The sequence below is a fragment of the Mesorhizobium sp. M0189 genome (assembly GCF_040322135.1).
Classification (GTDB): domain Bacteria; phylum Pseudomonadota; class Alphaproteobacteria; order Rhizobiales; family Rhizobiaceae; genus Mesorhizobium.
The window spans coordinates 18,087-37,485 of sequence record NZ_JAMYSW010000016.1 but is presented as its reverse complement, the minus strand read 5'-3'; the positions used below and the strand labels follow the sequence as shown (position 1 = coordinate 37,485).

The window sequence follows — 19,399 nt, the reverse complement described above, 5'->3', positions numbered from 1 at the left end:
GGCCATCCCGCATGAGAGCTATCGGCAAAACTCAGTCTTTCACCGATATGTTTATTTTTCGTACCAGCCGTTCGGACTCCGGCCGATCGAGATCGATCGACAAGAGGCCGTTCTTCAATTCCGCCGCAATCACCCGCATGCCGTCGGCCAGCACGAAACAGCGCTGGAACTGGCGCGCGGCGATGCCGCGGTGGAGGAATTCGCGCTCGGTGTCGTCGTTCTGACGGCCGCGCACGACCAACTGGTTCTCCTCCGTGGAGACATCGAGATCGCTTTCCGCGAAACCGGCGACGGCGAGCGTGATGCGCAGCCTTTCGGTTTTGCCGTCGGCACCGCTGAGGCGCTCGATGTTGTACGGAGGATAGCTGTCACCCGACTTCGCCAAGCGCTCCAGTGTCTTTTCCATGGAATCGAAACCGAGGAGAAGCGGGCTGGAAAAAGGCGTCATTCGGCTCATGTTACAGTGTCCTCTCAAGAGCGACATAAAGTGGAAAAACCCGGATGGCATTTTTCCCGATGGTCTTGATATGGTCCGCCGCCCGGCAGACTTCAAGCCGTCACACGTCCCGCCCAAAAAGACTTGCCAAAACAAGGAATTGAAATGCCCCAATCCCGCAGGATCATCATCGACACTGACCCCGGCCAGGACGATGCCGTCGCCATATTGCTGGCGCTCGGCAGCGCCGAGCTGGAGATCGTCGGCATCACCGCGGTGGCCGGCAACGTGCCGCTGAAACTCACCGAAAAAAACGCACGCAAGATCTGCGAGTTGGCCGGCCGGCCGGATGTCAAGGTCTATGCAGGCGCCATCCGGCCGCTGGCGCGTGAACTCGTCACCGCCGAGGAAGTGCATGGCAAGACCGGCCTCAACGGACCGCAACTGCCTGAGCCAAAGATGAAGCTGCAGGATCAGTATGCGGTCGATTTCATCGTCGAGACGCTGATGAAGGAGGAGACCGGCACGATCACGCTTTGCGCGCTCGGGCCGCTCACCAATGTTGCGCTGGCGCTGATCCGCGAGCCGAAAATCGCGCCGCGCATCAAGGAGATCGTGCTGATGGGCGGCGGCTTCTTCGAGGGCGGCAACGTCACGCCGACTGCCGAGTTCAACATCTATGTCGACCCGCATGCCGCCGATGTCGTGTTCAAATCCGACATTCCGATCGTGATGATGCCGCTCGACGTCACCCACAAGGCGCTGACCACCGCCAAGCGCACGAAGGCTTTCCGCAAGCTCGGCACCAGGGTCGGCACGGCGACGGCGGACATGCTGGAATTCTTCGAACGCTTCGACGAAGAGAAATACGGCACCGATGGCGGCCCGCTGCACGATCCTTGCGTCATCGCCTATCTGTTGAAGCCGAAGCTGTTCAAGGGCCGCAACTGCAATGTCAGCGTGGAAACTGCCTCGGAGCTCACCATGGGCATGACGGTGATCGACTGGTGGGGAGTGACCAAGCGGCCGAAGAACGCCATGGTGATGCGCGACATCGATCATGATGCGTTTTTCGCGCTGTTGCTGGAAAGGCTGGGGCGGCTTTAGTGCCGCTCAGTCATTGAGCAGGCGGTAGGTGCTGGTGCCGTTATTGCGGTGCTGTTGTTCGATCGAGACTTCCGATCCGATCATGTGGGGCGTCTCCACCTCACCATCGATAAATACCAGTGCGTTGCCGTCATGGAGACGGACTTCATATCTATAATAAAGTCCATGGCCGACGGAACCTTTCGGATTTAGAGGCATCGTCGCAACATCTTCGACGATGCCTCCTATGCGTTGCGTGCCCATGATCGGGCTATTCTGTCTTGTTACAATCGCCACGGCGGCCACAAGAGCGAATGAGCAAAAGAAAGCGACGCCAACGACTGTATCGCGAAACTCTTCCCGAAGCAGAAGAAGGCGGTTTCTAAGAGAAAGATTCGTCGGCCCCATCACTTAGAGTTGAATAGCGTAAGGGCTTTGTTCAAGAGCGATTTCTTCGAAGAGAGCTCTGTCACTCGTTTACCTTCGAAAACAGCTTCATTGATCGATCGCCGTTCAATTTGGAAATCGGTAGAAGACAAAGCCATTGTCGCGCGTGACGCGCTCGATGCCGACGTGCGAGCCGATCAGGCGCGGACGATCGTCGTCGATGAAAACAGATGAACCGTCTTCAAGGACCAGCATGTAGACACTTCGGCCTTTGCCCCAATGGGCACTTTTGACGGCTGCATCGATTGGGTCCACCGAGCGGATCGGGCTGGCGTTATTCGTCCACTTGAGCGGATCGAGGGCCAACACCGCCGCAAACAAAGCAACAATCAGGATCACGCCGATCGCGTGCCTTTTCACATCCACAAAAGTCCATGGCACCGGCATGAACCCCCAACTGTCGATTCATGTGGTGCACAGAAGGCTGACTTTCAATCGGGCTTCCTGTTCCAGGAGATTGCTATTTGCGTCCCGGCTCGCGGCTGTTACTTCGCCTTGGAAAACGCCAGCCACAGGCCGCCGCCCACCAGGAAGCTGCCGCTGATTCGCGACAAGAGCTTGACGCGGCCGGCCGAGAGCAGGCGTCCGGCGCGGCCGGCGGCCAACGCGTAGGTCGAATCCGAGACGGCGGCGAAGATCATGGCGGTGAGACCCATGACGCCGATCTGTAACGCGTAATTGCCTTCGGGGGCGATGAACTGCGGAAAGAAGGCGCCGAAGAACACCAGCGTCTTCGGATTGCTGATCGCCACCAGCAGGCCCTGCAGGAAGAAGCCGCCGCGCGGCTTTTTAGCCGATCCGTCGGCGTTCAGCTTGCCTTTCGAGCGGAACATCTGCACGCCCATCCAGATCAGGTAGGCGGCGCCGATCAGCCGGACCCATTCGAACCAGTGGCCCATGCCGGCGATAAGCGAGGTCAGCCCGATGCCGACGATGGCGATCATGATGGCCAGCCCGGCCTGGGTGCCGGCGACATTGGCGAGGCCGGCGCGCGAGCCGTGGCGGATGCTGTTGGCGATGATCAGCGTGACCGTCGGCCCCGGCACAAGAATGATGACGATGCAAGCGACGACGTAGGTGGCGTAGAGTTCCAGCGACATTTTTCCCTCCGCAGAATGCCGCTCGTGCGGCGCGCTGTCGCGATCAATGCATGGCGATGAGTTGCGTGCAAGCCGGCGAGGCGCCGACAATGCGGAGCTGATTTCAGCAGGCGCCGGCCTGCCATGGTAGCGTTGCCTCATAGGCGGCAGCCGCCCCCAGCACCGAGAGGTCAGCGCGTGGCCGCCCGATCAATTGCATGCCCATCGGCCTGCCCTTGGGGTCGAAGCCCACCGGCACATTGATCGCCGGGCAGCCGCCGAGCGTGGCGAACGCTGAAACCTGCATCCAGCGATGATAGCTGTCCATGGCACGCCCGGCCACTTCCCTTGGCCAGTGGGTGGAGACCTCGAAAGGGAAGACCTGCGCGGTCGGCAGCGCGATGAGATCGAATCGATCGAAGAGCGACAGCAGGGTTTTGTGCCATGACGAGCGCCTCACCGTGGCGGCGTGGATCTGCGGTGCGGTGAGGCCCAGTGCATGTTCCACTTCCCACATGGCCTCCGGCTTGAGAAGGCGGCGTTTCAAGGGATCGTCGTAATGCACCTTGAGCGCACAACCGCTGCTCGCCTGGCGAAGCGTTACAAAGGCCTGCCACAGCGCTTCGAACTCGAATTCCGGCATCAGCGGCTCGGCCTCGAAGGATAGATCCGCTAACCGGCCGAGTGCTGCCTCGCAAAGCTGTAGAATGCCTGCTTCAATCGGCAGATGACCGTCAAGATCGCCGAGCCAGGCGATGCGCCCGCCGGCCGCCCGCGATTCCAGCCCTTCGAGGAACGAGCCTGGCTTATCATGCGACAGCGGCGCGCGAGGATGATAGCCGGCCTGAACGTCGAGCAGCAGGGCGATGTCGCGCACGTTACGCCCCATCGGCCCTTCGACGCCCATTTGCGCATGAAACACATCAAGATCAGGGCCGGCCGGTACCAATCCCTGCGACGGGCGGAAGCCATAGACATTGTTGTAGGCAGCGGGATTGCGCAGCGAACCGCCGAAGTCGCTGCCATCGGCAATGGGAACCATGTCGAGCGCCAGCGCGACCGCCGCGCCGCCGCTCGAGCCGCCGGCGGTCAGCGCTGGGTCGAACGCGTTGAGCGTCTGTCCAAACACGGTATTGTAGGTGTTGGAGCCGAGCCCGAATTCGGGAACGTTGGTCTTGCCGATGATGATGGCGCCGGCCTGCCGAACACGCTCGACGAAGAAGTCGTCTTCCTCAGGCACGAAATCGGCGAAGATCGGCGAGCCGAAGGTGGTTCTCAGGCCTTTTGTCAGCGCAAGATCCTTGATCGCGATCGGCAGACCGAACAGCGATCCGGTATCTGCTCCTCGCGCCAAATGAGCGTCTGCCTCGTCGGCCTCGCGCAGGATGTCGGCACGCTCACGCAATGAAACGATGGCGTTGACCTGTGGGTTCACCGCCTCGATCCGGTCCAGGAATGCAGCGATCACTTCGCGCACCGAAAGCTGCCGGCGCCTGATCCTGTCGGCCAGTTCCACGGCGGACAGGCGGCAGATGTCGCCGGCGGGCGGCACGGCATGCCTGGTGGTCGGGCGCGTGGCTGTCATCGCGCTTCAGCCGGCAGATGTCGGCATGGCGGCGTCGACATCCCTGGCCAGCGGGATGGCAGGCTGGGCGCCGGCTTTCAGGCAGGCCAGCGAACCGGCTGCGGCAGCGCGGGCAAGCGCCTGGTCGAGCGGCAGGCCTGCCGCCAGTCCGGCAGCAAAATAGCCGCAGAACGTGTCGCCGGCGCCGACCGTGTCGAGCGGAGTGATCTTCAGCGCCGGAACCATCAGGAGATCGTCCGGCGTCGCGGCGAGAACGCCGTCTGGGCCAAGCGTGACGACGATGGTGCGGCCAGTTCTCGAGGCATAGTCGCGCATCCGTGCCGGGCGGTCGCGGCCACTCAACGACAGCGCCTCACCATAGAGGTCGAACTCGGTCTCGTTGGCGACGAGATAGTCGGCCTTGCCGAGGAAGCCGGCCGCGTCGCCGTGGAAAGGTGCGGTGTTGAGCACGGTGACCGCGTTGGCCGTCCTTGCCGCGTCAAGCGCTGTCTCGATCGTTTGCAACGGGACCTCCAACTGCAGCAGCACGACATCGCCGTTTTTCAGGAAAGCCTTGGAAAGATCACCCGGCACGACCGAATCATTGGCGCCCGCCACGACGGCGATCACGTTCTCGCCGTCGGCGCCGACCATGATCAACGCGGTACCCGTCGAGGCAAAGGTCTCGCCGACGCCGGACAGGTCGATCTTGCCGTCGCGCAGCAGCGCCAAAGCCTCGCCGGCGAAGCTGTCCTTGCCGACCGCGCCGACCATGCGCACCTTGGCGCCGGCGCGGGCGGCGGCCAGCGCCTGGTTGGCTCCCTTGCCGCCGGGGGCGGTGGCGAAACCGGAGCCGCGCACCGTTTCGCCGGGACCGGGCAAGCGGTCGACACTGGCGATGAGGTCGAGATTGATGGAACCGATGACGACGATCAAGAAGTGCCTCCCGCTAGCGCATGTCACTCTAATTGCGCGGGAAGCTACTCCGTAAGATCGCTGCTTGTCACCCTCGGGGCCCTTCGCTCCTATCGTTCCATTCGTTGGCTATTCAAGAAGAGACTTGTCCCGCCTCCCAGCCGAGGATGGCGCGTTTGCGCGTCAGGCCCCAATGGTAGCCGGTGAGCGCGCCGGACTTGCCGAGAGCCCGGTGGCACGGCACGACGAAGGACATCGGATTGGCACCGACCGCGGCACCGACAGCCCGGCTGGCGCTCTGTGCGCCGATGCGCGCGGCGATCGAGGAATAGGTGCAGGCCTTGCCCATCGGAATGCGCAGCAAGGCCTCCCAGACGCGGACCTGGAAGTCGGTGCCGATCATGACGACGCGCAGCGGCTGGTCGGCGCGCCACAGCGTCGGATCGAAGATGCGCGCGGCATAGGGCGCCGTCGCCGCCATGTCCTCGACATAGGTCGCATTCGGCCAGCGGCTGGACATGTCGGCAAAGGTCGCGCGCTCGCCGCCGGGGTCGTTGAAGGCGAGGCCGGCAAGGCCGCGGTCCGTCACCATGATCAAAGCGATGCCGAAAGGCGAGATATGATAGCCGTAGCGGATGGTGAGCCCTGCGCCGCGGGTCTTGTAGTCGCCCGGCGACATCGCTTCATGGGTGACGAACAGATCGTGCAGCCGGCCTGGGCCGGACATGCCGAGTTCGAACGAAGTTTCCAGCAGCGGCATGCCGGAATCCAGCAGTTTGCGCGCATGATCGAGGGTGACGGCCTGCAGAAAAGCCTTCGGCGACAGGCCGGCCCAGCGGGTGAACAGCTTCTGCAGCCCGGTCGGCGTCTCGCCGACCTCCTCGGCCAGCACTTCCAACGAAGGCTGGTCGCGATAGTCGAGGCTGATCTTTTCGATGGCACGACGGACGATTTCGTAGTCGCCGCCTTCAGGCGTGATGTCTTTCTGAAGGATTGCTGTCGTTTTGAGAGGCATTTGGGCGTTCATGGTAGTATCTCCTTGAGTGCGAATATCGTCCTTCGCGGCGCCGATCACCACCCGAAACTTGCTTTCCCGCAGCATGTACCCAGATAGAGTTGGCTTTGAATGGGGAGGACAATCATGGCCGGCGAGAAGATGCAGCTGACCAAGGAAAAAGAAACGCTGCTGATCACCGTCTACGGCAAGGCGCTGGAAAGCCGGCTTCCCAACTCGCTGCTGAAAGACCGCTTTGCGGACGAGGCGGTTCGCCGCATCGACTACGATTTCTCGCGGCTCAAGGTCGACAACAATCTCGGCGTCGGTCTGGCGATCCGGGCCAAGACGCTGGACGACTGGGTTTCGGCTTTTCTGGCGAACAACCCGAACGCCATTGTACTGCATCTCGGCTGCGGGCTGGACACACGAATATTCCGTATCGACCCGCCAGCCGGCGTCGACTGGTTCGACGTCGACTACGCCGAAGTCATCGAGCTCAGGCGCAAGCTCTACCCGATGCGCGAGCATTACCACCTGATCGGATCATCCGTCACGGAGCCTGGCTGGTTGGATGAAGTGTCCGGCGATCGCCCGGCGATGGTCGTGGCGGAGGGCCTGACCCCCTACCTTGCCGCTGACGAGGGCCCAAGACTGGTTTCGCGGCTTGTGTCGCATCTGGCCAGCGGCGAATTTATCTGCGATGCCTACAGCGACCTGGGTCTAAAGCTCGTGCGCCTCAACCGGTCGTTCCGCGCCACCGGAGCCGAACTCCACTGGGCGATCAACGATCCGCGCGACTTGGAACGGTCAGTGCCCGGCCTGCGGTTGGTCGAGGAAACGATGGCGTACAAACCCGAACATGCCGCCCGTGTGAGCTGGTTCGCCGGACTGGTCTTTCGCCTCTGGAGCCACGTTCCGGCTCTTCGGAGGGTCGGCAGGCTGTTGAGATTTCGGTTTTGATCGTCAGCGCGCCTTGGCGGTCGCCAGAGCGCGCGAAAATGCGGTGGCAAAACTTTCGCGGTCGTCGGGGTTGAGGAAGCCACCGATCGAGACTGTTTTTCCTTGCGCCTCGACCGCCATTCTGGTGATGCCGATTTCGGTGTGGCGGGCGATCGAAAAGCGTGCCCAGAACGGATTGAAGCGATGTGCTTCCGATTTGCCTGACGGGGCAGTCTTGCGGATATCGAGGCTGGTGCGAGACACCGACACCTCCTCGCGAGCCCGAGCGGCACGATAATTGGCGCGGAAGGCGATATAGATGGCAATAACATCGAGGCCGAAGAAGCCGAACACCGGCCAGGCGCCGCGCGACAGGAAAAACGCTCCGGTCACCAGCCACCCGAACAGCAATGCGCCCATCAGGATGACAAAGCCGGTCTTGCCCAGCGACCGGTGCGGTATCAGCAGCGCCTGGAAGAATGGCTCGTCGGCCTGAAATGAGGCGTTTGTGTCGCTCATTACAGAATATTATAGGAAAGCAATGACAAGCCCCAAGTCCAAAAACTCTTCGGCGCTAAAAAAAGACCTGTTGCCCGGCCGCCGCGACGGCTCGAACGCCAAGCCGCGTCCGCGGCCGGCGAGGTCGCGGGCGCTTTACAGCCCGGCCGAGGTGCATGAGATTTTCCGGCGCTTTTCCGTTCAGCGGCCGGAACCGAGAGGCGAACTCGAACATATCAACGCCTTCACGCTGCTGGTGGCGGTGGTGCTTTCGGCGCAGGCGACGGACGCCGGTGTCAACAAGGCGACGCGGGCGCTGTTCAAGATCGCCGACACGCCGCAGAAAATGCTGGCGCTGGGCGAGACCAGGCTCGGCGACCATATCCGCACCATCGGGCTGTGGCGCAACAAGGCCAAGAACGTCATCGCGTTGTCGGAAGCCCTGATCCGCGACCACGGCGGCAAGGTGCCCGATGATCGCGATCAACTGGTCGAGCTGCCGGGTGTCGGCCGCAAGACCGCCAATGTCGTACTCAACGTCGCCTTCGGCCAGCATACGATGGCGGTCGACACGCACATCTTCCGCATCGGCAACAGGCTCGGCCTGGCGCCGGGCAAGACGCCGGAACAGGTCGAGCAAGGATTCCTGAAGATCATTCCGGACGAATATATGCGACATGCGCATCATTGGCTGATCCTGCACGGCCGCTATGTCTGCAAGGCGCGTAAGCCGGATTGCCCTGCCTGCGTCATCGCCGATATCTGCAAGGCCAAGGAAAAGACGACCAGCGTGCCTGCACCACTGGTCGAGATCGCGCCGCTCGGGCCAGTAGAGGCGGCTACTGAATCAGTGCCAGCCAAGTGACTCTGAAGTTCCTCCTATGTGGCGCCATCCACGTTCAGGAGCTCTCTTCGACAAACACCTCCTCGCGCTTCTTCCTGACCGCGGGGAGAAACACGATGACGAGCACGGCGAGCGCGATGAGGAGCAGGCTGGCGCTGATCGGTCTCGTCACGAAGGTACTCGGATCGCCGCGAGAGAGGATCATGGCGCGGCGCAGGTTTTCCTCGAGCAGCGGGCCGAGCACGAAGCCAAGCAGCAGCGGCGCGGGTTCGCAGCGCAGCTTGGTCAGGAGATAGCCAAGCAAGCCGAAGAGTGCGACTGCATAGAGGTCGTAGACGTTGGTGTTGACGCTGTAAACGCCGATCGAGCAGAACGCCATGATGATCGGGAAGAGCACGTAATACGGGATCGTAAGCAGTTTCACCCAAAGCCCGATTAGCGGCAGATTCAAGACGATCAGCATCAGATTGCCGATCCACATCGAGGTGATGATACCCCAAAACAGTGCAGGCTGTTCGATCGCAACATTGGGGCCGGGTACGATGCCCTGGATGATCATCGCGCCGATCATCAGCGCCATTACCGGGTTGGCCGGAATGCCGAGCGTCAGCATCGGGATAAAGGAGGTTTGTGCGCCGGCATTGTTGGCCGATTCCGGTCCGGCGACGCCTTCGATTGCGCCTTTGCCGAATTCCCCCGGACTTTTCGAGACACGTTTTTCGACGGTGTAGGAGGCAAAGGCGGCAAGGATCGCGCCGCCTCCCGGCAGGATGCCGAGCGCCGAACCGATGATTGTTCCGCGCACGATGGGGGCCGCCATGCGCCGAAAATCTTCGCGGGTCGGCATAAGGCCGGAGATCTTTCGGATCAGCACGGAACGCTCATGCTCGTTTTCGAGGTTGCGCAGTATCTCGGCGACGCCGAAGACACCGACCGCCACTGCGACGAAATTCAGCCCGTCGGCATATTCGCGGATGCCGAGCGTGAAGCGGGGCGTGCCGGTGTAGATATCCGTGCCGACAAGTCCGAGCAGCAGGCCGAGCACGACCATGGCCAGTGCCTTGACGATCGAGCCGTGGGCGAGCGCGACGGACGAGACCAGGCCGACAATCATCAGCGAAAAATACTCGGCTGCGCCGAATCTCAGCGCTATCGCCGTCAGCGGTGGGGCAAAGATGGCGACGAGGAAGGTCGACACCGTGCCGGCAAAGAACGAGCCTATCGCCGCGGTCGCCAGTGCCGCCCCGGCGCGACCGTTCCTGGCCATTTGGTAGCCGTCGATGGCGGTGACGGCCGACGAAGATTCGCCGGGCATGTTGATGAGGATGGCGGTAGTCGAACCGCCATACTGCGCGCCGTAATAGATGCCGGCGAGCATGATGAGGGAGGAAACCGGATCGCCGATCTGGAAGGTGATCGGCAACAGCATGGCAATGGTTGCGGTGGCGCCGATGCCGGGCAGGACACCAATCAGCGTGCCGAGAAGGACGCCGATCAGGCAGAAACCGAGGTTTGCCAAAGATGTGGCCGTCGAAAAGCCGAGTGCGAGATTGTTGAGGAGTTCCATTTCATCTCCTCACAATGATAGGGGCAGCCACGGGCCGAAACGCCGGAACGGCAGGCCGAGTGCGTAGCTGAAGACGACGAATGCGAACAGCGTCAGGCCGGCCGACAGCACGAGCGCGGTCAGCGGCTTCATACGGCCGCTGCCGAACGATGCGATTAGCGCCGTCAGGAAGATCGAGGGGATAAAGCCGAGGCCGCGCACCGTCAGGCCGAAGAAGATCGGAGCGGGCAGAATGAACAGCATGCCGCGCCACGCGATGTGGCCGATCGGGTCGCTCTCGAAACGCACCGCTTGGACGAGGATGACGGCGCCAAGCAGGATCAGCACGATCGCCAGCACCAGCGGGAAATAGCCCGGTCCCATACGGAAGGCGGTGCCGATTTCGAGGCCGAGCGACTGCAGCGCGAAAAATGCGCCGAGGAAGATGAACAGCGCTGCGCAAATGCCGTTGGTTCTGTCGATTGCGAACGGTTTCATGACGTCCTCCCGGGCCGCGCCGCGGGCTTGCCCATGCCGTGTAAAAACGGGGCGCTGGTGGCGCCCCGTTCAAGCTTTAGTCGGCGTACTGGCCGGCCGCTTCGATGATAGGCTTCCACCGCGCGATCTCACTTTCCAGCTTGGCCTTGAGCGCGGCCGGCGTGGCGTCGGCCTCGGGCGACGGCTTGGTGCCGAGTTCGGCAAAGCGGGCGACGACGTTCTGATCCTTCAGCGCCACCTGCAGCGATTTCGACAGGCGCTCGGTGATCTCGGCCGGCGTGCCCTTGGGTGCATAGATTCCGTGCCAGATGCCGACCTGCACCTGCGGAAGGCCGGCTTCCGTCGTTGTCGGCACGTCCGGAAGCACGTCGAGGCGTTGCGCCGAGGTTACGGCATAGCCCTTGATCGTGCCGCCCTGGATCTGCTTGGTGGTGTTGGTCGTCTGGTCGCACATGATGTCGACCTGGCCGCCGAGAAGGTCGGTCATGGCCGGGCCAGTGCCTTTGTAGGGAACGGTGACCAGCGGCGTGCCGATGGCGCTCATGAACAGCATGCCGCACAGATGCGAGGCCGCGCCTATCCCGGCATTGGCGACGGTGACGGTGTCCTTGTTGGCCTTGGCATAGTCGACCAGTCCCTTCAGATCGGTCGGCTCGAGATCCTTGCGGCCGACGATGGTCATCGGCACTTCTGTGACGAGACCGATATATTCGAACGCGTTCAGCGTGTCGTAGGCGAGGTTCCTATACAGCGTCGCGCTGGTCGCCATGCCGATGTGATGCAGGAGCAGCGTATAGCCGTCAGGATCGGCATTCGCGACGCGGCCGGCGCCTAGCGTGCCGCCGGCGCCGCCGACATTCTCGACGATGACCTGCTGGCCGAGGTCCTTCGACATGGCTTCCGCGACAAGACGCGTGACGGTGTCGGTTGGGCCGCCGGCCGAAAACGGCACGACAACGGTGATGGTGCGTTCGGGGTACGTCTGCGCGCCCGCGGCCAACGGGTAAAGCATGGCGACCGCAACGGCAGCCAGCGCGGCGACGAATTTTCTCATCGTGATTTCCTCCCAGAATACGAATTACCAACCGCTGCGCGGAGTTCCTCTCAAACCGAATGTAGATGGAGCAATAACTAGCGCAACCCGACAAATGACAATCGCCTCAAACGGCAAACTGCACGTTTGTCCGCGCAAATGAGTGGAAAGGTCGGGCCGCGCGATGCCCCTCCTCCGACCTATCTTAATAGCCGTAGCCGCGCGCCATCGCCGCCGCGAACACCGGGATCAACAGGAAGATGAATGCCTCGGTGCGGACATAGGTGCGAACGGACGCTAGCTCCGCCGCAGGCACCTGGAAGCCGGGACTGGCGCTCGCCTGCCTGCTCCAGGACAGGAATCGGACGGTCGGGATAATCGACAACAGGCCGACAATTGCGAAAGCGGCCATCTTTGCCCAGAACATCCAGTTGTAGACGTAGAATTCCCAGCCCTTGAGACCATAGATGACGCGGCCGATGCCGACGACGATGATCAGCATGGCAATGATGCCGTAATGGCGATCGATACCGACAAGCCGCTTCAGCGTCGCGGCGGACAGGTCGCTGCGGATCAGGACGAATTCGGCGCCGATGATGCCTGCCAGCGAAAACACCAGCAGATGATGGAAGATGGCAAGCACAAGGTCGGTGGTGTCCATGCTGTTTCCCCTCTGTCGGACGGCAGCGCCGAAACCGAACGCAGTGAACCAAATACTGGCGAAAAACTAACACCGCTTGGCGGGATTCACATCAGCCTGGAAGATGATCTACACAGCCTTGGTTCTTGTTTTACGCAACGGATTTTGATTCCCCATTTCATGCATGTCGCTGTCCTAACCGTTGGATGACCGGCATTAGGCACCGGCAACACAACCGAGGCATGACCATGACCAGTCCGCAGACAATTGTCGCCCCAGTGATTGAGACCTCTCGCACGGTCCTGCGACCGCACCGGCTGGACGATTTCGACGCCTATGTCGCAATGTGGGCCGATCCCGTCGTCACCCGTTTTATCGGCGGCAAGCCGCGCACGCGGGAGGAAAGCTGGATGCGTTTCCTGCGCCATGCCGGCCTGTGGTCGCTTCTGGGCTACGGCTTCTGGGCGGTCGAGGAAAAGGCGACCAGCCGCTTCATCGGCGAGGCCGGCTTCCACGATCTGAAACGCGACATGACGCCGTCGATCGAGGGCATTCCGGAGGCCGGATGGGCTCTGGTTTCGGGCGTGCATGGCCAGGGGTTGGCCAGCGAAGTCGTCGCACGGGTGCTTGCCTGGGGCGATGAGGCATTTGCAGCCGCGAAGACCGTCTGCATCATCGATCCGGAAAACACCGGCTCGCTGAACGTCGCGGCAAAATGCGGTTATGGCGAAGTGCTGCGAACCGTCTATCAAGACAAGCCGACCATCCTGCTGCAGCGGCAGCCCTGACGGATGCTGTCTGGGCACTGCCTGCCGTCGTCGGGCGTCGAGTTCGCCAGCCTGAACATCGCACGGGCCGATTGTGGCGCATGGGGAGTGTTCTGTCTTTGACAGGATGACGCAAACTCTGCATGAATTTTATCGAGCGGGTCTGAATTCAGGCTACGTTTCTGGCAGGCACCGGAGGAGGTGTCGCGATTTGGAGGAATCCCATGCTGAACAGACGCAGATTCTTGATGAGCACCGCGGCGGCAGGTGCTGCCGGGCTCGCGGCATCGCATTTTATCCCCGCTTTCGCGCAGGACGCACCGCAGCTGCAGATTTTCGTGCCGGCGGCGCCGGGCGGCGGCTGGGACCAGACGGCGCGCGCCATGGACCAGGTGCTGCGCAGTGAAAAGCTGATCTCCGGCTCGCAGATCACCAATGTCGGCGGCGCCGGTGGCACCGTCGGCCTGCCGCAGTTCGTCAACCAGTGGAAGGGCAAGGGCAATGCGCTGATGATGGCTGGCATGGTCATGGTCGGCGCCATCATCGCCAACAAGGCGGCCAACAACCTTACCGAGGTCACCCCGATCGCCCGCCTTACCGGCGAGTTCGAGGCGCTTGTGGTGCCGGCCGCCTCGCCGTTCAAGACTGCGGCCGACTTCGTTGCCGCCCTCAAGGCCGACCCGACGCAGGTTCCAGTCGCCGGCGGTTCGGCCGGCGGCTCGGACCACATCTTGTTCGGCCTCATCGCCAAGACCGTCGGTGTTCCTGCAACCAACCTGTCCTATGTGCCGTTCGCCGGCGGCGGCGAGGCGCTGTCGGCGCTGCTCGGCAACCAGGTCGCGGCCGGCATCTCGGGCTATGGCGAGTTCGCCGAACAGGTCAAGGCGGGCGCGCTGCGGCTGCTGGCGATATCTGCCGACAAACGCCAGGAGGGCATCGATGCTCCGACCATGAAGGAAGCCGGCATCGACGTCGAGCTGTTCAACTGGCGCGGCGTCTTCGCGCCGCCCGGCGTCTCGGACGCCGACAAGGCAGCAATGATCAAGCTGATCGAGACGATGGCCAAGAGCGACGCCTGGGCCACCGAATGCAAGAACCGCAACTGGACGCAGATCCTGCTCACCGGTGACGACTATGCGAAATTCGTCGCCGAAGACACGGCCCGCATCGGGACGATCCTCAAGGACCTCGGCCTGGCGTGATGCTCTCGGCAAGGCGCGGCCTGCGCCAACCCTTGCCGACTTTCGCCAGCCGCATGGACATACGCGGCGCCGGAGGTGAAACTACGCCGAGATCGGCCGAGTGAGACCGGTCCAAGGAGAACCGGCCCCAAGGGACCGACATTGGGAGGACGATGATGAGCACCAGCGACCAGCAGGCGCCGCCGCGCCTTGCAGTGCCCGAACTGCTGATCGGCGTTGGGCTCCTCGCCTGTGCGGGTGCGGTTGCCTGGCAGACGCTGGCAATCCCGGTGTCGCCGCTCTATTCCAAGGTCGGTCCGACCGTCTTTCCCTACATCACCATGACGGGGATGGTGATCCTGTCGCTGCTGCTCATCATTGCCGCCTTGCGGGGCGGATGGCAGCCGGAGGACGAAAAGGAGACGCCGACCGACTGGAAGGCGATGGGCATCGTCGTCCTCGGACTGATCGCCAACCTCGTGCTGATCCAGCCGCTCGGCTTTACCGCCGCATCTGTCATCATGTTCGTTCTCATCTGCCACGGTTTCGGCAGCCGGCGTCCGCTGCGTGACGTGCTGCTCGGTCTGATCCTGGCGCTGGCCGCCTATTTCGGCTTTGCCAGGGCACTCGGCGTCAATATCGGCGCCGGCTTCATCGAAAACCAGCTGAACGCGATCGTCGATTCGGTCGTTGCCGTGCTGAGGGGCTGACGCCATGGAAACGCTCGGCCATCTCGCGCACGGATTTTCGGTCGCCTTCTCGCCGATCAATCTCATATGGTGCCTGGTCGGCACCACGCTGGGGACTGCGATCGGCGTGCTGCCCGGCCTCGGACCGGCATTGACCATCGCGTTGCTGTTGCCGATCACCTACCAGGTGGCGCCGGAGGCGTCGTTCATCCTGTTTGCCGGCATCTATTACGGCGCCATGTATGGCGGCTCGACGACATCGATCCTGCTCAACACGCCTGGCGAAAGCGCCACTATCGTCACCGCGCTGGAAGGCAACCGGATGGCCCGCTCCGGCCGTGGCGGTGCGGCCTTGGCAACCTCGGCGATCGGCTCCTTCGTCGCCGGCACGCTGGGCACGATCGGCGTTGCCTTCCTGGCGCCGATCGTCGTCAAATTCGCGCTGGCTTTCGGTCCGGCCGAATATTTCTCGCTAATGGTGCTGGCCTTCATCACGGTTTCGGCGGTGCTCGGCTCGTCGTCGGTGCGCGGCCTGACCAGCCTGTTCGTCGGCTTCGTCGTCGGCATGATAGGCGTCGATCTGCAGACGGGGCAGCCGCGCTTCACCTTCGGCATGAGCGAATTGTTGGACGGCGTCGACGTCATCGTCGTCGCCGTTGGCCTGTTCGCCGTTGGCGAGACGCTTTACATGGCCTCGCGCCGCTATGCCGGCAAGGACGACATCGTGCCGTTGAAAGGGTCGCTCTACATGACCGCGGCTGAATGGTCGCGCTCGTGGAGGCCATGGCTGCGCGGCTCCCTGATCGGCTTCCCGATCGGCGCCATGCCGGCCGGCGGCGCCGAAATCCCGACCTTCCTCTCCTATGCCATCGAGAAGAAACTCTCCAGACACAAGGAGGAGTTCGGCACGGTCGGTGCCATCGAGGGCGTTGCCGGGCCGGAAGCGGCCAATAATGCATCCGCCGCCGGCGTGCTGGTGCCGATGCTGACGCTCGGCCTGCCGACCTCGGCGACGGCCGCGATCATGCTGTCGGCATTTCAGAGCTACGGCATCAATCCGGGGCCGCTGCTGCTGACGACGCAGGCCGACCTGGTGTGGGGGCTGATCGCCAGCCTGTTCATCGCCAATGTCATCCTCGTCGTCCTCAACCTGCCGCTGATCGGGCTCTGGGTGCGATTACTGAAGATTCCGGCGCCGCAGCTCTATGCCGGCATTCTGGTGTTCGCCACGGTCGGCACCTACGGCATTTCGCAATCGCCGATCGACCTCATCATCCTCTATCTGCTCGGTGCCGCCGGCTTCCTGATGCGGCGTTTCGATTTCCCGACCGCGCCAGTCATCATCGGCATGATTCTCGGGCCGCTTGCCGAAACGCAGTTCCGCCGCGCGATGACCATCTCGAACGGCGATTGGACGGTGTTCTACAAGCATCCGCTGTCGCTGACGCTGCTGACGCTGGCCTTCATCGGGTTGGTTGGACCGCATATCTGGGCCTACATCGAGCACAGGCGCATGCGCGGACCGGAGCACGTGCCGGGCGATGCCTGAGCTGTTCGTGACGTCATGACAGACCTGCTTTCCGGCATCCGCATCCTTGACCTGACCAATGTGCTGGCCGGCCCCTATTGCGCCTACCAGCTGGCATTGCTCGGGGCCGACGTCATCAAGGTCGAGACGCCGCAAGGCGGTGATCTGGCGCGCCAGCTTGGCGCCTCGCCGGAGCTCAACCGGGTGGGCATGGGCGCTTCGTTCCTGGCGCAGAATGCCGGCAAACGCTCGGTGGCGCTCGATCTCAAGCAGGAGGCCGACCGCGAACGCTTCCTCGATCTGGTCGCTTCGGCCGACGCGCTGGTCGAGAATTTCCGCCCCGGCGTCATGGACCGGCTGGGGCTTGGCCATGCCAGGCTGAAGGAGGTCCGGCCAAGCCTTGTCTATTGTGCGATATCGGGCTTCGGCCAGACCGGGCCGATGCGCGACAATCCAGCCTATGACCAGATCATCCAGGGTCTTTCCGGCATCATGAGCATCACCGGTACACCGGAAACGGCGCCGCTGCGTGTCGGCTATCCCGTCGCCGATACGCTTGGCGGGCTGGTCGGGGCGTTCGCCATTACCGCCGCGCTGGTCAAGCAGAAGACGACAGGCGAGGGTGCGTTCCTCGACGTCTCTATGCTCGAATGCACGCTTTCTGCGCTCGGCTGGCCGGTGTCGAACTATCTGACGGCGGACGTCGAGCCGCAGCCGATGGGCAATGAAAACATGACGGCCGCACCGTCTGGCGCGTTTCGCACCGGCGACGGCTTGCTCAACATCGCAGCCAACAAGCAGGAGCAGTTCGTCACACTGTGCCGGTTGATCGATCGGCCGGAGCTGGCGTCGGATGTCCGCTTTGCCGAGCGCGAAACGCGCAAGCAGAACCGCATTGCATTGAAAGCGCTGATCGAGGATGCCTTGGCGAGCGGCTCTGCCGCCGCCTGGGAGGAGACGTTCAATCGCGCCGGCGTGCCGGCAGGCCGGGTGCTGACAATCCCGCAGGTACTGCAAGAGCAACAGGTGATCCAGCGCGGCATGACGGCGCGCTTCCAGGCTGTGTCCGGGATGGACCGGCCGCTGATCGTGGTGCGCGGCGGCTTCATGGTCGATGGCGAGGCACCTTTGCCGAGCAGGCCGCCGCCGGGGCTCGGCGAGCATATGGACGAGGTTTTTGCCGGTTTGCCGCCACGCGCCAAGAAAAGAGCGAAGGTATGAGCGGCACGGAAAAGAAGGCATGAGCGACACGGAAAACAAGACTGGCCGCGCGCGCGGCGAGGAATGGTGGCAGACCGGCATCATCGAGATGCGGCCCGGCGTCATCCGGCTGCGCGGCTATGAGATCCAGGATCTGATCGGCCGCGTCAGCTTTCCCGCAATGATCTGGCTGATGATGCGCGGCGAACTGCCAAGCGAGGAGCAGGCGACGCTGCTTGGCATCGCGCTGGGTGCCGCCGTCGACCACGGACCGCAGGCGCCGTCGATCGCCATCGCCCGTATGGCGATCACTTGCGGCGTCGGCATCAACAGCGCCATGGCGTCGGCCATCAACGTGCTTGGCGACGTGCATGGCGGCGCCGGCGAACAGGCGCTTTCCTTCTACGGAGACATCGCCGCCGAACTGGACGCCGGCGTGCCGCTCGCGGACGCCGTGTCGGCGCGGGTTGATCGTTTCCTTGCTGGGGAAGACGGTTATGTGCCGGGGCTCGGCCATCGTTTCCATCCGGTCGACCCGCGGGCACCCCGCCTCATCGAGCTGACCCGCGACTTTGCCGCGCTCGGCGTTGTCAGCGGGCGCTTCGCCGACATCGCCGAGGCGATCGAGGCCGAGGTTGCGCGGCGCAAGGGCAAAAAAATCCCGCTCAATATCGACGGCGCCACGGCCGTCATCTACGGAGAGCTCGGCTTCCCGCCGCCGCTGACGCGAGGCCTTTTCGTACTGTCGCGCTCGGTCGGCATCCTGGCCCATGCATGGGAACAGTCGCAGGAAAGCGACCGCAACAAAGGGCCGCTGCCGCGCGAATGGCTGTGGGCCTATACCGGCACGCCGGCGCGGCCTTTGCCCGAGGAAGACGAAGGCAGTCAGTGAGATGTCGGTTCAAGCGACAGCGGAGGGCGCTGGAGCCAATTCCCGATAGAGTCGGGATAGACCCCCATGTTTTATTGAGCGTGATCTTTTCCGAAAGCCGGATTCTGCTTTTTGGGGGTATGCTCCAGCTCGGGACTCCTGATGTTCCTCACCAGCGTCGAAAGATCCGGCTCGTCGATCAGCAGCGCCGCGTCGGCCGGTGCCAGCCATGCCCGCTGCCGCCTGTTGGCTTCTTGCCAGTCGGCAAGTTCCTCGGTTACCTCCAGCAAATAGACGACGACGTCGACGCGGACGAAGCGGTTCGCCAGCCGCTTCCAGTAGCAATAGGTGCCGGCCGGCTGTTTCAATATCCTGCCGAGGACGCCGGCTTCTTCCTGTGCTTCGATGGTGGCCGCCTTGCGACCGCCCTTGCCCTTCATCGGCCAGCCTTTCGGCACGATGAAGCGCCTCGTCGTTCGCGATGTGACGAGCATAACCTCGACTTCGCCATGCTCGCTCAGCCGAAAGGGGATCGCCGCGACCTGGCGAATCCGGGCGCCCTTCCTTGCCTTACGGACGACCTTCTTTCTGCTGGCTGCCATTCAAAAATCCAGTCGAAGCGGTGCCCAAAGCACGAAGGG

Annotated in this window: 22 protein-coding genes; 9 read left to right on the top strand and 13 right to left on the bottom strand. The window is 62.9% G+C overall.

The window, feature by feature from the left end:
* Positions 1-31 precede the first annotated feature (31 nt).
* On the bottom strand, positions 32-457 hold the full coding sequence (locus NKJ09_RS24810; RefSeq protein WP_023718964.1) for an Hsp20 family protein: 426 nt from the start codon (positions 455-457) through the stop codon (positions 32-34).
* A 144-nt stretch (positions 458-601) separates the two neighbouring features.
* On the opposite strand from NKJ09_RS24810, the gene NKJ09_RS24805 reads away from it, so the two are divergent.
* Positions 602-1,543 carry a nucleoside hydrolase gene (locus NKJ09_RS24805; RefSeq protein ID WP_352483583.1) on the top strand — a complete coding sequence of 314 codons (942 nt, stop codon included), beginning with the start codon at positions 602-604 and terminating at the stop codon, positions 1,541-1,543.
* A gap of 6 nt (positions 1,544-1,549) precedes the next feature.
* On the opposite strand, the gene NKJ09_RS24800 is transcribed toward NKJ09_RS24805, so the two are convergent.
* From NKJ09_RS24800 to NKJ09_RS24775, 6 genes are all read right to left on the bottom strand, one after another.
* Entirely contained in the window at positions 1,550-1,786 is a 237-nt protein-coding gene (locus NKJ09_RS24800) for a hypothetical protein (protein WP_023718966.1), read from the bottom strand.
* 249 nt (positions 1,787-2,035) lie between these two features.
* Positions 2,036-2,356, bottom strand: coding sequence for a hypothetical protein (locus tag NKJ09_RS24795; RefSeq protein WP_023718967.1), 321 nt, complete (start codon positions 2,354-2,356; stop codon positions 2,036-2,038).
* A 98-nt stretch (positions 2,357-2,454) separates the two neighbouring features.
* Positions 2,455-3,069: a LysE family translocator gene (locus NKJ09_RS24790; RefSeq protein WP_023675274.1), complete on the bottom strand. Its 615-nt coding sequence runs from the start codon at positions 3,067-3,069 to the stop codon at positions 2,455-2,457.
* 103 nt (positions 3,070-3,172) lie between these two features.
* Positions 3,173-4,633 carry an amidase gene (locus NKJ09_RS24785; RefSeq protein WP_352495483.1) on the bottom strand — a complete coding sequence of 487 codons (1,461 nt, stop codon included), beginning with the start codon at positions 4,631-4,633 and terminating at the stop codon, positions 3,173-3,175.
* Positions 4,634-4,639: 6 nt separating this feature from the next.
* On the bottom strand, positions 4,640-5,548 hold the full coding sequence (locus NKJ09_RS24780; RefSeq protein WP_352515835.1) for a ribokinase: 909 nt from the start codon (positions 5,546-5,548) through the stop codon (positions 4,640-4,642).
* Between the two features lie 112 nt (positions 5,549-5,660).
* Complete coding sequence (locus NKJ09_RS24775) at positions 5,661-6,554, bottom strand: methylated-DNA--[protein]-cysteine S-methyltransferase (RefSeq protein WP_352495482.1); 894 nt, start codon at positions 6,552-6,554, stop codon at positions 5,661-5,663.
* Positions 6,555-6,668: 114 nt separating this feature from the next.
* Between NKJ09_RS24775 and NKJ09_RS24770 the strand changes: the two genes are divergently transcribed.
* A complete protein-coding gene (locus tag NKJ09_RS24770) occupies positions 6,669-7,484 on the top strand; it encodes a class I SAM-dependent methyltransferase (protein WP_352495481.1) in 816 nt (271 codons plus the stop codon).
* A gap of 3 nt (positions 7,485-7,487) precedes the next feature.
* On the opposite strand, the gene NKJ09_RS24765 is transcribed toward NKJ09_RS24770, so the two are convergent.
* Positions 7,488-7,982, bottom strand: a complete 495-nt coding sequence (locus NKJ09_RS24765; protein WP_023718973.1) for a DUF2244 domain-containing protein — start codon at positions 7,980-7,982, stop codon at positions 7,488-7,490.
* A gap of 22 nt (positions 7,983-8,004) precedes the next feature.
* On the opposite strand from NKJ09_RS24765, the gene nth reads away from it, so the two are divergent.
* Positions 8,005-8,826 (top strand): endonuclease III, encoded by an 822-nt coding sequence (nth, locus tag NKJ09_RS24760; RefSeq protein WP_352495480.1) that lies wholly within the window; start codon positions 8,005-8,007, stop codon positions 8,824-8,826.
* A gap of 34 nt (positions 8,827-8,860) precedes the next feature.
* Here nth and NKJ09_RS24755 read toward each other — a convergent pair whose 3' ends face one another.
* From NKJ09_RS24755 to NKJ09_RS24740, 4 genes are all read right to left on the bottom strand, one after another.
* The gene (locus NKJ09_RS24755; protein WP_023718975.1) at positions 8,861-10,372 is read right to left on the bottom strand and encodes a tripartite tricarboxylate transporter permease; all 1,512 of its coding nucleotides are present in this window, start codon (positions 10,370-10,372) and stop codon (positions 8,861-8,863) included.
* Positions 10,373-10,381: 9 nt separating this feature from the next.
* Positions 10,382-10,849, bottom strand: a complete 468-nt coding sequence (locus NKJ09_RS24750) for a tripartite tricarboxylate transporter TctB family protein (RefSeq protein ID WP_023718976.1) — start codon at positions 10,847-10,849, stop codon at positions 10,382-10,384.
* A gap of 76 nt (positions 10,850-10,925) precedes the next feature.
* Positions 10,926-11,903 (bottom strand): tripartite tricarboxylate transporter substrate-binding protein, encoded by a 978-nt coding sequence (locus NKJ09_RS24745; RefSeq protein WP_023718977.1) that lies wholly within the window; start codon positions 11,901-11,903, stop codon positions 10,926-10,928.
* Between the two features lie 184 nt (positions 11,904-12,087).
* Positions 12,088-12,543, bottom strand: a complete 456-nt coding sequence (locus NKJ09_RS24740; RefSeq protein WP_023718978.1) for a DUF2214 family protein — start codon at positions 12,541-12,543, stop codon at positions 12,088-12,090.
* Between the two features lie 227 nt (positions 12,544-12,770).
* On the opposite strand from NKJ09_RS24740, the gene NKJ09_RS24735 reads away from it, so the two are divergent.
* The 6 genes from NKJ09_RS24735 to NKJ09_RS24710 all read left to right on the top strand — a co-directional run bounded on the left by NKJ09_RS24735 (position 12,771) and on the right by NKJ09_RS24710 (position 18,779).
* Positions 12,771-13,310, top strand: a complete 540-nt coding sequence (locus NKJ09_RS24735; RefSeq protein ID WP_352483639.1) for a GNAT family N-acetyltransferase — start codon at positions 12,771-12,773, stop codon at positions 13,308-13,310.
* 203 nt (positions 13,311-13,513) lie between these two features.
* Positions 13,514-14,491 carry a Bug family tripartite tricarboxylate transporter substrate binding protein gene (locus NKJ09_RS24730; RefSeq protein WP_352495479.1) on the top strand — a complete coding sequence of 326 codons (978 nt, stop codon included), beginning with the start codon at positions 13,514-13,516 and terminating at the stop codon, positions 14,489-14,491.
* 155 nt (positions 14,492-14,646) lie between these two features.
* Entirely contained in the window at positions 14,647-15,180 is a 534-nt protein-coding gene (locus NKJ09_RS24725) for a tripartite tricarboxylate transporter TctB family protein (protein WP_023718981.1), read from the top strand.
* A gap of 4 nt (positions 15,181-15,184) precedes the next feature.
* Positions 15,185-16,708 carry a tripartite tricarboxylate transporter permease gene (locus NKJ09_RS24720; protein WP_352483579.1) on the top strand — a complete coding sequence of 508 codons (1,524 nt, stop codon included), beginning with the start codon at positions 15,185-15,187 and terminating at the stop codon, positions 16,706-16,708.
* A 15-nt stretch (positions 16,709-16,723) separates the two neighbouring features.
* A complete protein-coding gene (locus tag NKJ09_RS24715) occupies positions 16,724-17,908 on the top strand; it encodes a CaiB/BaiF CoA transferase family protein (protein ID WP_023718983.1) in 1,185 nt (394 codons plus the stop codon).
* 19 nt (positions 17,909-17,927) lie between these two features.
* Positions 17,928-18,779, top strand: coding sequence for a citryl-CoA lyase (locus tag NKJ09_RS24710; RefSeq protein ID WP_023718984.1), 852 nt, complete (start codon positions 17,928-17,930; stop codon positions 18,777-18,779).
* Between the two features lie 71 nt (positions 18,780-18,850).
* Here NKJ09_RS24710 and NKJ09_RS24705 read toward each other — a convergent pair whose 3' ends face one another.
* Positions 18,851-19,360 (bottom strand): NUDIX hydrolase, encoded by a 510-nt coding sequence (locus NKJ09_RS24705; RefSeq protein WP_023718985.1) that lies wholly within the window; start codon positions 19,358-19,360, stop codon positions 18,851-18,853.
* Positions 19,361-19,399: the final 39 nt, after the last annotated feature.